Source organism: Halomonas sp. McD50-4 (assembly GCF_022348135.1).
GTDB lineage: Bacteria > Pseudomonadota > Gammaproteobacteria > Pseudomonadales > Halomonadaceae > Vreelandella > Vreelandella piezotolerans.
Genome location: NZ_JAKRFG010000020.1, coordinates 1 through 17511, shown reverse-complemented (window position 1 = coordinate 17511; position 17511 = coordinate 1). Strand labels below are relative to the sequence as shown.

At 55.6% G+C, this 17511-nt stretch carries 15 protein-coding genes and 1 pseudogene; 10 read left to right on the top strand and 6 right to left on the bottom strand.

Going from position 1 to position 17511, the window contains the following annotated elements; all coding sequences use genetic code 11:
- Positions 1-61 precede the first annotated feature (61 nt).
- Positions 62-655, top strand: a complete 594-nt coding sequence (locus MHM85_RS17440) for a TetR/AcrR family transcriptional regulator (RefSeq protein ID WP_239286512.1) — start codon at positions 62-64, stop codon at positions 653-655.
- A 50-nt stretch (positions 656-705) separates the two neighbouring features.
- Here the strand turns inward: MHM85_RS17440 and MHM85_RS17435 are convergent, their stop codons facing one another.
- From MHM85_RS17435 to MHM85_RS17425, 3 genes are all read right to left on the bottom strand, one after another.
- Entirely contained in the window at positions 706-1038 is a 333-nt protein-coding gene (locus MHM85_RS17435) for a M48 family metallopeptidase (protein ID WP_275443598.1), read from the bottom strand.
- A 1112-nt stretch (positions 1039-2150) separates the two neighbouring features.
- A complete protein-coding gene (locus tag MHM85_RS17430) occupies positions 2151-2351 on the bottom strand; it encodes an AlpA family transcriptional regulator (protein ID WP_239286511.1) in 201 nt (66 codons plus the stop codon).
- Between the two features lie 227 nt (positions 2352-2578).
- The gene (locus MHM85_RS17425; RefSeq protein ID WP_239286510.1) at positions 2579-4132 is read right to left on the bottom strand and encodes a hypothetical protein; all 1554 of its coding nucleotides are present in this window, start codon (positions 4130-4132) and stop codon (positions 2579-2581) included.
- Between the two features lie 175 nt (positions 4133-4307).
- Here MHM85_RS17425 and MHM85_RS17420 point away from each other — a divergent pair, with 175 nt between their 5' ends.
- Both MHM85_RS17420 and MHM85_RS17415 read left to right on the top strand, forming a co-directional pair.
- A complete protein-coding gene (locus MHM85_RS17420) occupies positions 4308-5174 on the top strand; it encodes an HMG-box domain-containing protein (protein ID WP_239286509.1) in 867 nt (288 codons plus the stop codon).
- 1469 nt (positions 5175-6643) lie between these two features.
- On the top strand, positions 6644-7501 hold the full coding sequence (locus MHM85_RS17415) for a DUF3883 domain-containing protein (protein ID WP_196781570.1): 858 nt from the start codon (positions 6644-6646) through the stop codon (positions 7499-7501).
- A gap of 53 nt (positions 7502-7554) precedes the next feature.
- Here MHM85_RS17415 and MHM85_RS17410 read toward each other — a convergent pair whose 3' ends face one another.
- Positions 7555-7854, bottom strand: coding sequence for a helix-turn-helix transcriptional regulator (locus tag MHM85_RS17410; RefSeq protein ID WP_139526139.1), 300 nt, complete (start codon positions 7852-7854; stop codon positions 7555-7557).
- Between the two features lie 129 nt (positions 7855-7983).
- Positions 7984-8463, bottom strand: a complete 480-nt coding sequence (locus tag MHM85_RS17405; protein WP_139526138.1) for an Lrp/AsnC family transcriptional regulator — start codon at positions 8461-8463, stop codon at positions 7984-7986.
- 147 nt (positions 8464-8610) lie between these two features.
- On the opposite strand from MHM85_RS17405, the gene MHM85_RS17400 reads away from it, so the two are divergent.
- The 6 genes and pseudogenes from MHM85_RS17400 (at position 8611) to MHM85_RS17370 (ending at position 15289) form a co-directional block, all read left to right on the top strand.
- A complete protein-coding gene (locus MHM85_RS17400; RefSeq protein ID WP_139526137.1) occupies positions 8611-9651 on the top strand; it encodes a zinc-dependent alcohol dehydrogenase family protein in 1041 nt (346 codons plus the stop codon).
- 39 nt (positions 9652-9690) lie between these two features.
- Complete coding sequence (locus tag MHM85_RS17395) at positions 9691-10266, top strand: histidine phosphatase family protein (protein WP_139526136.1); 576 nt, start codon at positions 9691-9693, stop codon at positions 10264-10266.
- A 98-nt stretch (positions 10267-10364) separates the two neighbouring features.
- Positions 10365-11233 (top strand): annotated as a pseudogene (locus MHM85_RS17390) (pirin family protein).
- Positions 11234-11451: 218 nt separating this feature from the next.
- On the top strand, positions 11452-11913 hold the full coding sequence (locus MHM85_RS17380) for a (2Fe-2S)-binding protein (protein WP_139526134.1): 462 nt from the start codon (positions 11452-11454) through the stop codon (positions 11911-11913).
- Positions 11910-14243 carry a molybdopterin cofactor-binding domain-containing protein gene (locus MHM85_RS17375; RefSeq protein ID WP_139526133.1) on the top strand — a complete coding sequence of 778 codons (2334 nt, stop codon included), beginning with the start codon at positions 11910-11912 and terminating at the stop codon, positions 14241-14243. The genes MHM85_RS17380 and MHM85_RS17375 overlap by 4 nt, the downstream gene beginning before the upstream one ends.
- A 2-nt stretch (positions 14244-14245) precedes the next feature.
- Complete coding sequence (locus MHM85_RS17370; RefSeq protein ID WP_239286506.1) at positions 14246-15289, top strand: XdhC family protein; 1044 nt, start codon at positions 14246-14248, stop codon at positions 15287-15289.
- Between the two features lie 9 nt (positions 15290-15298).
- On the opposite strand, the gene MHM85_RS17365 is transcribed toward MHM85_RS17370, so the two are convergent.
- A complete protein-coding gene (locus MHM85_RS17365; protein WP_139526131.1) occupies positions 15299-15910 on the bottom strand; it encodes a DNA-3-methyladenine glycosylase in 612 nt (203 codons plus the stop codon).
- Positions 15911-16117: 207 nt separating this feature from the next.
- On the opposite strand from MHM85_RS17365, the gene MHM85_RS17360 reads away from it, so the two are divergent.
- A complete protein-coding gene (locus MHM85_RS17360; protein WP_139526130.1) occupies positions 16118-17329 on the top strand; it encodes an MFS transporter in 1212 nt (403 codons plus the stop codon).
- Positions 17330-17511 lie beyond the last annotated feature (182 nt).

Sequence of the window (17511 nt, the reverse complement as noted above, 5' to 3'; positions counted from 1 at the left end):
AGATAAAATTGAGTGATCGCTCAAATTGATATGCTTACTTTTTCACCCGCTGGACATACTGATGCCTCGCGCTACCCTGCATAACCGACAAGACTCATTGGAACGTGCGTTACAACTTTTTTGGCGCAAAGGGTTTCACGCCACCTCACTCAAAGACCTGGAAAAAGCCCTCGATATGCGTCCAGGCAGTATTTATGCTGCCTTTGGGAGCAAAGATGCCCTTTTTCAGGAGTCACTAGAGCGCTATGCACGAATGGCACTACGTGAGCTTCAGCGCACTCTCAGCGGATATGATTCTCCGCTGTTAGGATTAGCGGCCTACCTTCGTCAACTGGGCAAGCTTTCTGAACAAGAGCTCTCTTGTCGAGCCTGTTTGCTCGTCAAAAGCGTGCTGGAGCTAGGAGAGCGTGAGCACGCAGCACGTCAGAAAGCAAACGAGTTACTCACAGGCATGGAGAACTGCTTCACTCAGCAATTTACGGCTGCACAACAACTAGGAGAACTAGACACCCAATACGATCCCGCAAGATTGGGCCGCCGCTTTCAAGCGGATGTCATGGGATTGCGGGCGTTTGCCCAACGCGATGTATGCAGCGCATCAGTGCATGCTTTGGCTGAGGATATGGCGCAGTCGATAGAAGACCTTAGATCATAAGCTTGCCTATATTCGGTGTAAGTACTTGATAAATAAAAAAATAGATAGCATCAAAGCCGCACCCTTTCCGCATTTTCCCTCAACCACTCACGGCACAGCTGATAGTCCGGCATCACTCGCTCAAGCTCATTCCAAAACTTTGGGGAGTGGTCGTGGCGAATCAGGTGGCAAAGCTCGTGCATTACCACGTAATCCACCATGCGGTTGGGGGCCATCATGATCTGCCAGTTAAACTCCAGCTTGCCTTTGGCGGTGCAGCTGCCCCAGCGTGATTTAAACGTGCGAATGCCGACGCCCATGGGCGATACCCCCACAGCGGGGGCAAAACGCGTTACTTTCTCTTTTATTTTTTGTTCGGCTTGGCGCTTGTACCAGCGTAACAGTGTGGCTCATTGATGATTCCATGTATGGCAGTAACCGTGGGCATGGCGGATACCTAGCCCCCACAAAATAGTGAGCCGAGTTTAGCGGTGTGGGGGCATGTGGGCAAAGCGCTGCTTAGCAGCTTTGCTCAATGATCATAATGAGGCCTTCAGTGACGACTGGTTCCAAACGCTCGTACACCTAGCCCGTACTGCTTTGTATTCGCTTTGCAGAGATACGAAGCGCGTGTGAAAGCCTGCTCAAAGCTAGACAGGTCACCTCGGTCGATCCAGTAGTACGGGTTAGCAGGTACGTGTACCCATGGCTCTTGAGGGTTCCACGTGATTCCCAGCGCGCTGTACCAAGCACGTGACACCCGGCTGATAAGGTTCTCGTTTTGAGAGCCTGCCTTACCTGGCATGTGATACGCGTCACGATTTAGTAGGAAGAAGAAGTGATAGTGCGGCTTGCCGTTAAGGCCAACCTCGCGGCACCACACGTATCGCACCTTAGTGTCAGGCACCCAGCCAGCTTGGCGTTTACTCTCACGATCATGTTTGATAATCGCTTTAAAGGAAGCGGTGAACCTTGCGATAAGGCCTTTGTGATCCTCCGGCCTCATCCGTTCGCTTATCGTTGTGGGAATGACAGGATCGACCCTGAAGGCTAGCACGCGAGGGTAGTCAGCGAGAGCCTTGTGCATTGTATTGTAAAGGGCCTGAAGGTATTCATCGGCCATTGGGAGATGTTTTACTTGGAGAGCAAGCCCGTTGAAGGTAGGAGCAGCGTTCAAGCACAAATTAGCGTTTGATGGGTGTCGTTGAAGCATTTGAATTACCTCGATAGTGAGATCGACCCATGCCTTCGTAGGCATGAGCATGTATGTCAGGCACGACGAAGCCTCCAGCGGAGGCTGGATTCATTGAGACGGATACGTGTGGATGGCTACCTTTACGCTCGCTACTCAGGTACGGGGCTTGATGCCCCTCCCATTACCCTTTGATTTAACTAATAATAATTAAACAAGGTTCTTGGGAATGGGTAGTGACCGATAGGTACTGATGGTTGCTGGTGGGAGTGAGCCGCCGTCAGCGAATAATCACTCTTCAATTAAATGAGGAAAAAGGTAGAGTTACTTCAGCACTGCTTCATCTCTGCGCTCGATGCTTTCGCAGATCCAGGCTTCCACTTCACGCTCGACCCAGGCAACGGCCCGAGTGCCCAGCTTGATTGGCTGAGGGAACTGCCTCAGGCTGATGTACTTGTAGACCGTCGATCTAGCCAGCCCAGTGCGATCCATGACGTCTTTGATGCGGATTAATCGGTTGCTCATGACGAACTCCTGTTATTCGTTCATGAGATGAGGCAGGTGAGTATTTTTTAATTGGAGAGCGGCTTTGGTGTCATGCAGCACACTGGACTTCGTAAGTCTCTTCCATGTCTTAGCGATTAGACATTTTCAAAAAATTACTCATGACCTGATCAATTATTATTTTTATAAAAAGCCATAGAAAATTGTTAATTCGGTGCAGTATTTTCATGGCACCTCTCTATGAGTCATCAGTGGGTTGGTGTTGATATGACCCTTGGATAGTGCTGTTTCCAATACTTCCTCAAGCTAAATAGTATTGATGTGCCGTGTATAATGGTATCTGGTAAATAACCAATGCCATTAGTGCTTAGGGAAAAGCATCGTAATACTAAGGCTAAAGGCTGCTCCTGATTACTTCCTGAGATATAGATAGGTGTTAATGTGTAGTTTAAAGACTCAAGCTCGATATCGTGATGCTTTTCAGAATGCTCTCTTAGCTGACGATGAAAGTTACTTGCTAAACGACGTGCAAGCTCATGCCGCAATGCTGCTTCTGGGTGTTTTTCTGCATTGGGAGTTTTTGGCAAGGTGTCACCATCCCATAAGTACAACCATTGTTTTGATAGCATTTGCATAGCTTCATTATGGATATGGACGCGCAACCAATCCAATTTGAGTGTATTACAGTTTTGCACAAATGATTTGATCGTTGGGGAAAGATGATGCAGTGCCGGTAGAATATCTTCAGCGTATGATAGAGCCTTTTGGCTCTCATTAAAGCTTTCTGAAAGTTTTTTTAGTGATTTTAAATTGTCTGACAAAAAAAGTGGTGAGTTTGCTTTTCTGTCCTGCACCTTATGTGATATTTCTGCTTTAATTATTTCAGCTTTATAAGACAATTTTTCCATGTGTATCAAGCTGACACCATAAGCCATTAGTGCGTCAATTATGCCGTAATTTAGCTCAGTAGCAATATGAGTGCGTGATAAAGGATAGTAAAGCGATGTTGATACCTTATCTGAATGCCCGAGTAATGGATGTGAAAGGTCTAGCTGGTAGATTGAAGTCATGCGCTTGCCCAATAGCTTGCCTGCTTGACCTGGCTGATAATGTGCCATGACACCGAGTTTTTGGAGTTTTCTGAGTTGGCTCGTAAGCTGATTAGTCGACATTCCTAAAATACGTTGCAATTTTATGCTGCTCAGGTCTGTCACGATACCTGGCATATCTGAGCGCGCCAATAGTACTAATAGTAACCAGCGATTGGTTCGCGTTAGTTGTTCTTTACGTTGATGGCTATGGTGCAAATTTGGCTGTCTGACTGACAGTGGTACTTTTTTTTGCTCCTCATCGCTTTCTTGTGGTGTCAGTGAAGTGGGTGTTATTGCTTTGTGGTCTACTGAACATGCTCCAACATTCGCTATGCCCTGATCCACTTCTCTGGCCGGTCCTCCGACAGGAAGTGGATCATATTGGCTGATGTGCTCGATATGTTCTGTTGAGAGGGGGGCTTCGTTAGGTAGGCCTTGTAAGGTTGAAAGCAGCGTCTGCGCAATGCTGTATCGATAGCTCGGTCGTCCCCTGCCTCTTGTTATAGGGGCGGCATAGACAACACCAGCATTTTTAAGCTCAAGCAGGGTCTTTTGCCCCTGCCGAAGCGGCATCTTCAAGTGGGACAGCACAGCTTTGACTGTACCCTCGATAGGTTCGTACAATCCTATATAGCATTCCCACTGCCATAGAAACCAGCGCGCCTCGGCCGATAAATTTGTGTCCTCATAATAAAATAGCTGATAGTCCATTCTTGCCTCCTGCAGGGCATGTGATACGCCATTTTATACTCGCTAAAAATACCCTTTTTTAGGAATATAAAAAAGGGTATTTTTTTGTATCACTCTAAAATATGACTAAGTCACATGCTGTGTCGTGTGACTAAGTCACATGCCGTGTTGTGCGACTTAGTCACACGACTGTGTTATGCAATTTTCTAAAAAGGTGAAGTGGATTTTCAGCCAGTGTGTTGAGGCAACACAACGAGCGGCTTATACTCAATGCGTATTGCTAGCTACCTTCCTTCTCAACCCTCCGCTGACTAACGTGACGTATCACTTTATGACAACATCTCCGCATGCCTGGATTGATAGCAAAGATTCCGTTCAACTGAACTGGATAACCGATTACCTCAGGAGTAGGCATGTGGGGTTTCAACGAGCATTGAGAGATGGTTGGCTTTCGCAAACCGGAGGTGCTGGCGCTTTAATCAATGCCATTGAAAAGAATATGCATGACCCATTGTTTCGCGAGCATTATGGGAAATTGAGGAATGCATGGCGGCAGAAAAAGGTGCGCCAACAACGTGATAAAAAATCGGCGACATTTGTGTTACCTGTCGCTACCTTGACGACGCTAGAAAAGCTTTCCAAGAAGCACAATAACTCTAAAGTAAAAGAGCTGAGCACAGTAATTGAAGACGCCTGGAAAGACTATCAGCGTGCTGCAGCAAACGTCCAGAAGGAAAAAGCAACTTATCAGCAGCAATTAAAAAAACAGCGTTCAAAATACGAGCAACGTGAGCAAGCATATCAACGAGTGATTGAAAAATTAATGGTGGCAGTGACAGAGCAAATTGATCAGCGTTGCGCTTTAGAGGTCAAGGTGGGAGGAGCAGATAGCTCGCCTTTAGAAGCTGGTGATATAGCAGAGTACGAAGCACTGATGATATCATACTCAGCCACTTTTGCTTCTCATTTAACGGAATTGAATCTTGTTCGCTTTAAAGGCGAAACGCTAACTAGTCGAGTAGAGAATCTAGCTCAGGCGCGTAAATTAGTCGCTAAATATTAGAAAAAAACATTATAAAAATAATTGTATATGATGCAGGTTATTTCAGTGTATTTTTATTTCTTTTAGTGCTTCTTCTATTAATAAGATCAATAAAAAATATGATTCTTAAAACTTGGCTTATTCATCAGCGAGTTAATGAAAATAAAGGCAAAGACGTTAAACTCTTTAATAATATTCAAAGTGGATCGTCTGGTAAAGGAGTGACAAGTTTACTCGACTACTAATGAAAAGAGCTTCATCTGTTGGTCGAAGTCTCACTTCATTATCGCACAGTTTTCTGCACATAGTTTCCTGGAATCATGAAATAATCGCAGCACTTTGAATCGCATGGTATAAGCAAGAAGTCTAACGCCGGTTTTTCTGCTGTACTGATCAAAGTTAAGCATGGCATACCGACACCCAAACCAGGCCCGCGATAACAGGTTAATGTTTATATGGGGGATAGGCATGAGCCATAGTCGTGTCGCGATAGCCTTTGTCATTTGTGGTAGCAAGGTGAGTCGGTAGCTGGGTCGTGATGCAACAACTAAAGGTTATTAGTCCGAACAGGCGCAGCAACATAGTTACCATCTACATCGTAACGCCAAGAAGCAGATGTAGCGCTTACCCAGCATAATTATCTCGCCGCCTTACATTTCCACGAGGAAAAGAGTCCAATGCTGATCAACGGTTTCATAGTCCCTTTGATCGACATGAGCGTCAGCTACAAATGGATCTACCTCTTGATTAGGGATGATAAGGCCAGCAGTGCGATCTCTATCAGCATATTTCTAGCCTGAGTAGCGCAATAGAACCGAGTCCGTGCCAGGAGCGTAGAGCTTGGTAGGGTCTCTAACCGCTTAGGCGAGCATCGTTTGGCTGGCGTCACGGAGCCTCGCTTCATTGGGCACGGGAAGGAGACTTAATCACGCTGTACTGGCTATCTATTTGAAGCGCTGCTGGCCAGGGTCTCGTTATGTCCGGCTTGGGCGCTGTCGTATTCAGCTTATGAAACCTCGGCGGAGAGCGATGAAAGCCGTCGTCCTGGACAACGGTTGGGAGTTCGCCATCCACGTAGCCGCATGCGAGGAGGTGGCGACAGATATTCACTTTTGCGACCTCTACTCCTTCAGCTAGAGGGTGACGAGCAGGCCTGTTGCCTGATACAGAGATACTTTCCCCAGGGGGCGTTACTGATTCTGAGCTGCACAAGGCGGTCAGTAAGCCCATTGAATGTCCTCGAAAGCGACTAGGTTACCGTACCCCATCTCATGTGTTTTAGGGGTAGTACTCAGGAGCCTTGGATGTAGTGAGTGCTGCGATCATTGGTTGATTCTAGCTCTCCCAGCAGCAGTATTTAGCTATTGATTTGTGGGTAGTGTTTTGGGTAGTTATTCTGTCTAATCTACGGTAATCTATATTTAAATTATTGATTTTTATAAGTTTATTTTTTTGATCAACTTTAAGATTCAGAATATTGAGTGATGAACATGAGTCGAGCGATAGCTTGGAGTGCAAGGGAGGTAGAGGCAACCGTTGCTACCTACCGGCAGATGTTAGTAGCGGAACTGAGCGGGCAAAGTTATAACAAGCGTGCACTTAACCGAACACTGATGGCACAGCTTGATGGCCGCTCGGCCGGTGCCATTGAGTTCAAGCACTGTAATATCAGTGCAGTGTTGCGCGATGCTAACTGCCCCTATGTCGATGGCTACAAGCCTCGTAGTAACTATCAACAAAGCCTAGTTGACGTTGTCGAGGAGCTGTTGCTAGGCAACGAGCTCGTTGATCGAGCAGCACGTTTGGCTGCTGATCTCCCAGTGGTGGATACCGTTGGCATCGTCGATGAACGTATCATTGTCGAACCTCCTAGAACGACACCACCGCAACAAGGCGTTCGCGAATTTCATGCTGATTATTCGGTCCGCCCGCCGCAAAAACGCGACTACCTGGCTCGGGAAACCCGCAATCGTGAGCTAGGGCTTGCAGGTGAGCACCTAGTGATGCGGTTTGAGCAGCATCGGCTGCTCCAAGCAGGGCTGGATAAGCTGGCTGAGCGGGTAGAGCACGTCGCGGTGACTGAGGGCGATGGATTAGGGTTCGATATCCGCTCCTTCGAGCCTGACGGCCGTGACCGGCTGATCGAAGTCAAAACAACCGCGTTTGCCAAGGAGTGCGCGTTTTTCATCACACCTAACGAGCTAAACTGTTCGCGCACCCATTCTGAACACTATCATTTGTTCCGCCTGTTCAACTTCCGTAAGGGCCCGAAACTATTTTTCCTGAAAGGCGATCTCCACGAACAGCTCTGGCTGGAGCCCGATAGCTACCGCGCGGGAGTGCGTTGAGCCAGATGGTTGAGTAACGCGATCAGCTTAGTTCGTTGACGTTCAACCGCTGCTCAAACTTCTAGACCCTCTTTGAGCACCTCTTCGATGGAGGAGGGCTGTTTAGCGGCGAGGGTATTGGGTTGGGTCAGCGCATAGAGCCGTGCCAGGTCATCCAGGCTTTGCCAGAGCAACAGCAGTTGGCGAAAGGATATCTGGCCGGTCGTTTCGAATTTCTTGATGGTGGGGGCGGGCACGTTGCTGCGCTGCGCCAGCGCCGCACGGGATAGCTTGGCCTGCTCACGCAACCTGCGTAGGTGGGCAGCAAAGGCCTGCTGAACATCGGTATCGTCTAACAACAGAACACGGGGCATAAGCTCACTTTCTTTATCTGGATACTACTATATCCATTTTAGGCTATTTTAGCCATTTATGGACATGGTTATATCCATCTTATGGCTGCTGAATACACCTTCTTTCAGCGCTCTTCTCCATTGCCTCGCTCACAGCCCCAACAACTCCTCAACCGGCAAATGACTGGTCGCTTTCATTTCCCTCAGCGAGAGGTTGGAGCGGATGCTCGATACCCCAGGCAGCTGGCGCAGCACCGTTTCGACGAAGTGGCTGTAGTCGTCCAGGTCTTTGGCGACTACCTGTAGCAGGAAGTCGGCCTCGCCGGTGGTGTTGTGGCAGCTTAGCACCCGAGAGCTTGATTGGATGATGCGCTCGAACTCCGCCGTCGCGGCTTCGCTGTGTTGGGTGCAGGTAATTTGCACAAAGGCCAGAACGCTGGCACCGACTTTGCGTCGATTGAAGATGGCTTGGTAGCCTTCGATTACCCCCAGTTCTTCCAGGCGTTTGTGCCGTCGCCAGCAGGTGGCTTCGCTCAGATGCAGCTGTTCAGCCAGTCGCGCATTGGGCATCCTTCCGTCTGACTGAAGTAATTCTGCTAATTTGGCGTCTTTTTTATCCAGTGAGCTCATATTGCAAGTCCCTTTCTTATACACATTATAAAAAGAAAGAGTGCTTCACATTGGTCAGTGTTGTCCATGATATGGAAAGCTCATTTCAGGTCAGGCTCGCTATAGTCACTTTAGCGAATCATCCGCCTAGATATTGAGGAGTGGCCCATGAAAGCCGTCGTATTCGAGCAGTTCTCTACCCCGCCCACTATTCAGCAGGTGCCGGATCCGACTCCCGAGCCCCACGGCGTCGTGGTCAAAGTCATGGCCAACGGCGTATGCCGCAGCGATTGGCACGGTTGGATGGGCCACGACCCGGATATCCAGCTTCCCCATGTGCCGGGCCATGAGCTGTCCGGCGTGGTGGAAGCGGTAGGCAAAGACGTGACGAAGTGGCGGGTCGGGGATCGGGTGACCGTGCCGTTCGTGGGCGGCTGTGGCACCTGCCCGGAGTGCAACGCGGGTCACCATCAGGTGTGCGATCACCAGTTTCAGCCGGGCTTTACCCACTGGGGCTCGTTTGCCGAGAATGTGAGCATTCACTACGCCGACGTAAACCTGGTCGCCCTGCCGGACACCCTGACGTTCGATACCGCCGCCAGCCTGGGCTGCCGGTTCGTGACCTCTTTTCGTGCGGTGATAGACCAGGGCCGCGTGTCCGCCGGGCAGTGGGTGGCCGTGCACGGCTGTGGTGGCGTGGGGCTGTCGGCGATCATGATCGCCAGCGCAGCCGGTGCCAACGTGGTGGCGGTGGATATTTCCGAGCAGGCGCTGGCCCTGGCGCGCCAGCTAGGGGCGGTGGCTACGGTGAATGCCAATCAAGTGGCCGACGTGGTGGAAGCGGTGGTCGAGATCACCCAAGGGGGCGCGCACATCTCGCTGGACGCGCTGGGCCACCCCACCACCTGCTTCAACTCTATTAGCAATTTGCGCAAGCGCGGCAAGCATGTCCAGGTAGGGTTGATGCTGGCAGATTACAGCACGCCTGCCATCCCCATGAGCAAGGTGATTGCCAACGAGCTGGAAATTCTGGGCAGCCACGGCATGCAGGCGCATCGCTACGGTGCCATGCTGGCGATGATCCAGTCGGGCAAACTGGCACCCGAACGGCTGATTGGCCGCCGCATTACGTTGGAGGAGTCGGTGCAGGCGTTGATCGATATGGATAAGTTCGAAGGCGTGGGAGTCACCGTCGTCACGAAATTTTGATAAAAGAGGGGGAGTTCGTTCTCATCAGAGGGTTTGCCAATGTCCCCGCTCCGCATTCTTATCCTGTACATGCTCTCGGGCCTGATTTGCCTTGTACCCCTCACTGCTCAGGCCAACACCGCCACCTGGCAAGCCCTCCAAGAGGGCGGTTTGGTCATTCTCATGCGCCATTCGCTGGCGCCCGGCATTGGCGACCCGCCGGGGTTCGTATTGGAGGCGTGCGAGACCCAGCGCAACCTCTCCAGCGAAGGTCGCGCCCATGCCGTGGCAGCGGGGCAGGCGTTACGGGAGCAGGGCGTGGCGATCGATGCAGTGTACAGCTCCCAGTGGTGCCGAGCGCTGGACACCGCTGAGCTGATGGCGGTGGGGCCTGTCATGTCTGCGCCGTGGCTGAATTCGTTCTTTCGCGGGCGTGGGGATCAGGTGGCCATTACCCAAGCGGCTCGTGAACGTATGGCGGGGTGGCAGGGGCCGGGGAATCTGTTGCTGGTCACGCATCAGGTGAATATCACGGCGCTGACCGGCGGCGGCGTCAGCTCTGGAGAAATGGTGGTCGTGCGCCCCCAAGAGGAGGGTTTTACGGTGGTGGGGCGGCTGAACGTTCCCAGCCGCTAGCGGTTTCTGTGCATTTCCTTCAATGAACCGGGGTAAATTATTCGCTCCTCATCCATCAACTGAGGTTTTACGCTGGGCGTATCGATAAGGAGGACGTTATGTCATCAGCCAATACCCCATCCGTTCGCCGCGTGGTCGCTCAGCATGCGGCTCGTCGGGACGACATCGGCGATTTGGTCACCCGTCGGCCGCTGCCGGGGCCGGGGCTGGATCAGCTCGATCCGTTTCTGTTCTTGAACCACCACGGCCCCCAGACGTACCCGCCCAACAACCAGGGGCTGCCGTTCGGGCCGCATCCGCACCGCGGGTTCGAGACGGTCACTTTCATTCTGGAAGGCTCATTGGCCCACGCGGATAGCGCCAAGCATCAGAGCGTGATTCACGCAGGCGGCGTGCAGTGGATGACCGCAGGCAGCGGCATCGTGCATGCGGAAATTTCGCCGGAGGAGTTTCTGCGCGACGGCGGGCCGCTGGAAATTCTGCAGCTGTGGGTCAACTTGCCGTCACGGCTCAAGATGAGCGAGCCCCGCTACGTAGGCCTGCAGGAGGACGGCATCCCCGCCGTTCCACTGGCGGGCGGCGGTACGCTCAACCTGATCGCCGGGGAGTGGCAGGGGCAGTCAGGCCCTATCGAGTCGCTGACCGGCGTGTTCATGTCCACACTCGCCCTGCCTGCGGGTACGCGTGAGCAGCTTCCCGTCGCCCCTGGGCGGCAGGTGTTTCTATACGTGGTGAGGTGACGGTGGGTGGCGAGCCTGTCAAAGCGCACCATTTGATCGAAGTCGACCGCGACGGTGACCACCTCACCATCGAGGCCGCCAGCGACGCGCGCCTGCTGTTTGGTCATGGCGAGGTGATCGATGAGCCGGTCTACTCCCACGGCCCCTTCGTGATGACCACCCGCGACGAGATCGTGCAAGCGGTCGAAGACTACCAGAACGGCAAGTTTGGCGGGCTAGACGCGTAAGTCGCCGCATGGCGGCATAGCGAGCGGTGCGCGGACACGTCGTCGCGCACCGTTTTCATGCCTATTCGTCCGATTTATTTGATGATTCGTCGGAATCTTGGCGGTTCTCGTTCCCTATCATGGCGCGAAATGGTTAATTTTTGTTCACTGGCTAGACTCAAGGCAGTGACGCTGCAACGCCGTGAACGAATGACAATAACCGGGACTGGGAGAGACCAATGATCAACCTGACCATCAATGGACAGTCGCATTCACTCGATATCCCCGACACGATGCCCCTACTTTGGGCGATTCGCGATGTCGTGGGCATGAAGGGCACCAAGTTCGGTTGTGGCATTGCCCAGTGCGGCGCGTGCACCGTGCATATCGATGGGGTGGCGACGCGCTCCTGCGTGATGCCGGTCTCTGCCGTCACCGGTGAAGTCACCACCATCGAAGCCATGGCGGACGACCCCGTTGGCCAAAAAGTGCAGCAGGCGTGGCTGGACCTAGGGGTCGCCCAGTGCGGCTACTGCCAGGGTGGCCAGATCATGAACGCGACGGGGTTGCTCAAGCACAACCCGACGCCGCAATCCCAGGAGATCATCGACGCCATGTCAGGCAACCTGTGTCGCTGTGGCACCTACAACCGCATTTTGGCGGCGGTGGAGCGCGCCGCCGGTGAGGAGGCCAACTCATGAGCGATTCTCGCAATGCATTGCTGCTGGCCAACGTCAGCCGTCGGGGCGTGTTGAAAGGCATCGCCGGTATGTCGGCGCTGCTGCTGGCGGCTCGCTGGGACATGAGCATGGCCAATCAACAGGCGCAGTTTGGGGCGGGCGCCATGCCGGGTGGCTGGGTGGACGATCCCAACGTGTTCATCCAGATCGATACCGATGGCCTGGTGACGTTCATCAACAATCGTGCCGAGATGGGCCAGGGGATTCGCACCAGTCTCGCGATGGTGGCGGCCGATGAGCTGGGCGCGCAGTGGGAGCAGGTGCGCGTGCAGCAAGCACCCGCCGACCAAGAGAAGTACGGTAACCAAAATACCGACGGTTCCCGCAGCATGCGCCACTGGTACGATCCGATTCGCCGCGCTGCGGCTGCGGCACGACTCATGCTACAGCAGGCCGCTGCCCAGCGGTGGGAAGTGCCGGTCTGGGAAGTCCACGCCGACTTGCACAAGATGACCCATCCGGCCACCGGGCGGGAGCTGGGCTTTGGCGAGCTCGCCGAGGCGGCGCGTGAATTGGACGTGCCGAGCAGAAATGATCTGGTGTTGAAGTCCGATAGTGAGCTGCGCTTCGTCGGCAAGGAGAGCGGCTGGGTCAACGGTGAGTTGACGTCGTCGTCGCCCAAGGCATCGGATGGCGAGGATATTGTCAGCGGTAAAGCGATCTTCGGCGCCGACGTGGCGCTGGACGACATGCTCTACGCCGTGGTGGCTCGCCCACCGGTGTACGGGGCGACCATCCAAAGCGTCGACGACAGCGAAACGCTCAAGGTGCCCGGTGTTCAACGAACGATGCGCATCGACACGGCGACACAGCCCGCGGCATTCAATCCGCTGGGCGGCATTGCGGTGATCGCCTCGAATACCTGGGCGGCCATCGAGGGGCGCAAGGCGCTGAACATCGAGTGGGATACCGGCGCCGCGGGCGATAACGCCGACTATCGTTCAGAAGCTTACCGGCAAGCGCTGGAGCAGGCGGCGCAGTCGCCGGGTAAGGTGGTTCGTCAGTCCGGCGATGTGGACGCCGCGCTGAGTAGCGCCCACCGGCGCGTCGCGGCGACGTACTATATGCCGCACATGGCGCAGGCCCCCATGGAACCCCCGGTAGCCATCGTGCGTGTCCAAGACGGCAAAGCCGAAGCGTGGGCGCCGGTTCAGCACCCCAGAGCCGCCCGCGAGGGGGTGGCCAGTGTGTTGGGGCTTGAGCTAGAGAACGTGACCGTCCATCAAACGCTGCTGGGTGGTGGCTTTGGGCGTAAGTCCAAGCCGGACTTCGTGAGCGAAGCGGCCTGGGTGGCCCAGGCGTTCGAGGGCCGGCCGGTCAAACTGCAGTGGACCCGTGAAGACGACGTGCAGCACGCCTTTTTTCACGCGGTCTCCGTGGACCATCTGGAGGCGAGTCTCGACGCCGACGGTAACGCCACGGGCTGGCTCCACCGCACCCTGTCGCCCAGCATTGCCTCGCTGTTTGCCCCGGACCCTGAGCATAAGCAAGCGTTCGAGCTGGGGATGGGCCTGAATACGATGCCGTTCGACATTCCCTCGGTGCGCCTGGAAAACCCGCCTGCCCCCGCCCATGTGCGCATCGGCTGGTTTCGCGCCGTCTACAACCTGCCTCACGCCTGGGCGATCCAGAGCTTTGCCCATGAAATGGCCGTGGCCGCTGGCCGCGACCACAAAGAGTACGCGCTGGCGTTGCTCGGCCCCGACCGCAAAATCGATAACCTGACCCTGGGGGACGGCTGGAATTACGGTGAAAACCCTGACCTGTATCCCATCGATACCGCGCGCCTGCGCCGGGTCATCGAGCGCGCCACCGAGCAAGCGGGCTGGGGCCGCGAGATGCCCGAGGGGCGTGGATTGGGGCTGGCGTTTCACCATAGCTTCGTGTCGTATACCGCGATCGTCTTCGATGTGGAAGTCGACAGCGAGGGCGGCGTGATCATCCATCAGGCGGACATCGCCTTCGATTGCGGCCCGCAGGCGAACCCCGAGCGGATCCGCTCGCAGCTCGAAGGAGCGTGCGTGATGGGAATCGGTATTGCGCTGAAGAGCGAAGTGACCTTTGAAGACGGGGTCGCCCAGCAGAGCAATTTCGACAAGTACCTCATACCCCGCATGCCGGATGCGCCCAAGGTCGTGAGGGTGCATCTCATCGACAATCCCGGTGATGCCATGGGAGGCGTCGGCGAGCCCGGCTTGCCGCCGGTCGCTCCTGCCTTGTGCAACGCGATCTATGCGGCGACGGGCAAGCGTATCCGGCAATTGCCCGTTGCTGACCAGCTGAGTACTTGAGCATGCAGAGTCTGGATGCCCAAGTTGTCGCGCAGGCCCTTGAGTGGGCCAGGGGCGGCGACACGGTTTGGTACTGCACGGTCCTGTCGACCTTTGGCTCGTCCCCACGGGAGCCGGGCTCCATCATGGTGGCCAACGCCAGCGGTGACCACGTGGGGTCGCTCTCCGGCGGGTGTGTCGAGGAGGATTTCCTCGCACGGGTGGTGGCCGGTGAGTACACGATGCCCGCCGTGATCGTGCGCTATGGCGCCCCCGGGAGTGGGGATGGCCATCCCCAGGTGCGCCTGCCCTGTGGCGGCATACTCGATGTGCTGGTCGAGCGACGCGAGGCGACGTCGGCGAACGTTCAGCATTTCGAGCAGCTCAGCGCGGCGCTGGCCGGTGAGCAGGAGTTGCTGCGACGCGTCAGCCTGGCCGATGGCGCCGCGTCGCTGGCGCCCGCGAGCGCTGGCGGGCCGCGTGTGTGCTACGAGGCGCATGGGGAGAGCGTGCTCCTGCGCGTGGGGCCTGTGGCCAAACTCATTCTCGCCGGATACTCCTCGGTGGCCGAAGCGTGCGCGCACTTCGCCCTGCGGTTGGGGTATCAGGTCGTGCTATGCGATCCGCGGGAGGAGGTCACGGCCAGTGTCGAGTGGCCCGAGGGGATGACGTTCGTTCCCCAATTGCCGTCCCAGTACATTGCCCTGCCGGGGATGTGTACGTCGTCGACCGCCGTGGTGGCCGTGACCCACGATCCGCGAATCGACGACCTGGCCATGATGGAAGCGGTCAAAACCCCGGCGAGCTACATTGGCGTCATGGGCTCTCGACAAACCTCCCGAGCCAGGGCCGCGCGCCTGCGCCGAACCGGCGGGCTGAGCGAGGCAGAGATCGAGCGTATCCACATGCCCATCGGCCTCGATTTGGGCAGCAAAACCCCGGCGGAAATCGCCCTGGCGATCATGGCGGACGTTCTTCGCGTGCGACGAGGGCGCGTCTCGGTGGATAGCCAAGGCTACGAGGAGGGCGCTGACGATGACGCCATACGCGCAGGGCCAAGTCGATAAGCGCTGCTTCTACACCGGCTCGCCGCGGTAGTAGTGCCATAAAAACAGCGACCCTACGCTGCGCCAGGGCGACCAGTGCGCTACCAACTGTCGGGCCTGCTTCGGCGTAGGTTTCTCTTCCAGGCCCTTCAACCGGCCCAGCGCGACACGTAACGCAAGATCGTCGGCGGGGAAAATGTCGGGGCGCTGGAGCGAGAACATCAGGTAGATCTCCGCGCTCCAGCGGCCAAACCCACGCAGTTGGGTAATCGCGGCAATGGCCTCGTCATCGCTGAGATGCGCCAAACCATCGGCGCTAAACGTACCCGCAAGCTCCGCCTCTGCCAGTCCTTTGGCGTACTCGATCTTACGCCACGATAGCCCTGCATCGCGCAGTGCTTGGCCTTCTACGTCCATCACCGCCTTGGCATGCAGTTCGGGCAGCAGCGTATTCACCCGGCCCATGATCGCCCGAGCGGCCTCGGTGGAGATCTGCTGGCTGACGATGGTCGAAAAGAAGGTGGCAAACCCCGGGTCGCGCTGGCGCGGGTTGGGCGCGCCGACCAAGGGGTAAGCGCGGGCAATGTCGGGATCGGCGCTGGTCAAGGCCTGCATGGCGCGCTCGAGGGTACAGGGAGTCATGGCCACCTCTCTTGATCAATAGAGCATCGTAACATCCTAGCAGTTGCTACTTTGATGATGACGCGAAAGTGCAGAATGCCTTGCCCTTTGCATGCTAACTTTTTTAGCGTCGTATATTTATACTTTCGTCTAATCCTGCCATCATTTGCGGTTAACCAGGATCGTTTCAGTGAACAGGCGCTTTACACAGCGCCTGGGGAGAGAGGTATGCAATCATCATCAACGGAGCTGGCGCGGCATCCGCGATGGGCGGAGTTCGTGCTGGCGCTGGGCGGGTTCGGCATCGGCACCAGCGAATTCGTCATCATGGGGTTGATGAACCGCGTGGCGGAAGACCTAGCCGTGAGCGTGCCGCAAGTAGGCTACTCCATCAGCAGTTATGCGCTGGGGGTCGTGGTGGGGGCGCCGCTAATCTCGACACTGGCCGCGCGGGTGCCTAAACGAGCCCTGCTGATCGCACTGATGTTGGTATTTGCTTTGGGCAACATTGCCAGCGCCATGGCCCCGGGATTTTGGTCGTTCGTCGGGCTGCGCTTTTTAGCAGGGCTGCCCCATGGGGCGTATTTTGGTGTGGCGGCGCTGGTGGCCGCCGGCGCGGTGCCGGTCGATCAACGGGCGCGCGCCATCGCCCGCGTCATGATGGGGCTGACGGTGGCCATCCTAATCGGTGCGCCGTTGGGCACCTGGGCGGGTAACCTGTTGGGCTGGCAGATCGCCTTTGCGGCGGTCGGCGGCATTGCGCTGCTCACGGCGCTGTTGATTCGCCTGTTTGTGCCTGTGCAGCCTGTCGATGCTCACGCCAGCCCGTTGCGAGAGCTTTCCGCACTGGTCAAACAGCGCGTGCTGGTGACCATTGCGATTGCCTGTATCGGCTGCGGCGGTATGTTTTCGATCTTCAGTTATGTCATGCCGACGCTGACCCAGCAGGCGGGCATGAGCGAAGCGCTGGGACCTTTGGTGTTGGTCATCTTTGGCCTGGGCTCCATCGCCGGTAACTTGGTGGGCGGGCGCATGGCGGATAAAAACCTGATGCGGGCCATTCCTACCATTTTGGTGTGGTGCGCTGTGGTGCAGGGGCTGTTCTACTTTGCTGCCAACCAGGTGTGGTCGGGACTGCTGTTCGTGGGGTTGGTGGGCACCAGCATGGCGCTGGCCCCGTCGTTGCAAACGCGGCTGATGGACGTGGCCGAAGATGCCCAAACCATGGCGGCCTCCATGAACCACGCGGCATTCAACGGTGCCAATGCGCTGGGCGCGTGGCTGGCGGGCTTGGCGATTAGCGCTGGGTTTAGCTGGTCGAGCACGGGACTGGTCGGGTCGGGGCTTGCGCTGTGTGGCCTGGTGATTTTTGCTTGGGGGCGCTGGCTGGAGAAGCGCACGGGGTCAGCGCAACCAACGGTTGCTCATGGTTGTAAATAAGGTATGGCTAAATAAATGCTGATGTCATTTAAAGTGGCAAAAAGCGCGTATCGTTCCTAGCCCGGATTTCTCATAGCACCTCAGCAAGTATCTTACCCAAGACGTAATGCTACTAAAAACCTATTGGCACGGTTTAAACTGCCTACTTTTTAACCACTTCCCGTCGTTCAGACACACTTCCC

Bases quoted from the DNA above. Each gene is read 5' to 3' on its own strand.
- MHM85_RS17415 (WP_196781570.1), top strand. From the start codon at position 6,644: ATGAGTCGAGCGATAGCTTGGAGTGCAAGGGAGGTAGAGGCAACCGTT.
- MHM85_RS17395 (WP_139526136.1), top strand. From the start codon at position 9,691: ATGTCCCCGCTCCGCATTCTTATCCTGTACATGCTCTCGGGCCTGATT.
- MHM85_RS17370 (WP_239286506.1), top strand. From the start codon at position 14,246: ATGCAGAGTCTGGATGCCCAAGTTGTCGCGCAGGCCCTTGAGTGGGCC.
- MHM85_RS17425 (WP_239286510.1), bottom strand. From the start codon at position 4,132: ATGGACTATCAGCTATTTTATTATGAGGACACAAATTTATCGGCCGAG.
- MHM85_RS17410 (WP_139526139.1), bottom strand. From the start codon at position 7,854: ATGCCCCGTGTTCTGTTGTTAGACGATACCGATGTTCAGCAGGCCTTT.
- MHM85_RS17400 (WP_139526137.1), top strand. From the start codon at position 8,611: ATGAAAGCCGTCGTATTCGAGCAGTTCTCTACCCCGCCCACTATTCAG.
- MHM85_RS17375 (WP_139526133.1), top strand. From the start codon at position 11,910: ATGAGCGATTCTCGCAATGCATTGCTGCTGGCCAACGTCAGCCGTCGG.
- MHM85_RS17430 (WP_239286511.1), bottom strand. From the start codon at position 2,351: ATGAGCAACCGATTAATCCGCATCAAAGACGTCATGGATCGCACTGGG.
- MHM85_RS17420 (WP_239286509.1), top strand. From the start codon at position 4,308: ATGCAATTTTCTAAAAAGGTGAAGTGGATTTTCAGCCAGTGTGTTGAG.
- MHM85_RS17380 (WP_139526134.1), top strand. From the start codon at position 11,452: ATGATCAACCTGACCATCAATGGACAGTCGCATTCACTCGATATCCCC.
- MHM85_RS17405 (WP_139526138.1), bottom strand. From the start codon at position 8,463: ATGAGCTCACTGGATAAAAAAGACGCCAAATTAGCAGAATTACTTCAG.
- MHM85_RS17440 (WP_239286512.1), top strand. From the start codon at position 62: ATGCCTCGCGCTACCCTGCATAACCGACAAGACTCATTGGAACGTGCG.
- MHM85_RS17365 (WP_139526131.1), bottom strand. From the start codon at position 15,910: ATGACTCCCTGTACCCTCGAGCGCGCCATGCAGGCCTTGACCAGCGCC.
- MHM85_RS17360 (WP_139526130.1), top strand. From the start codon at position 16,118: ATGCAATCATCATCAACGGAGCTGGCGCGGCATCCGCGATGGGCGGAG.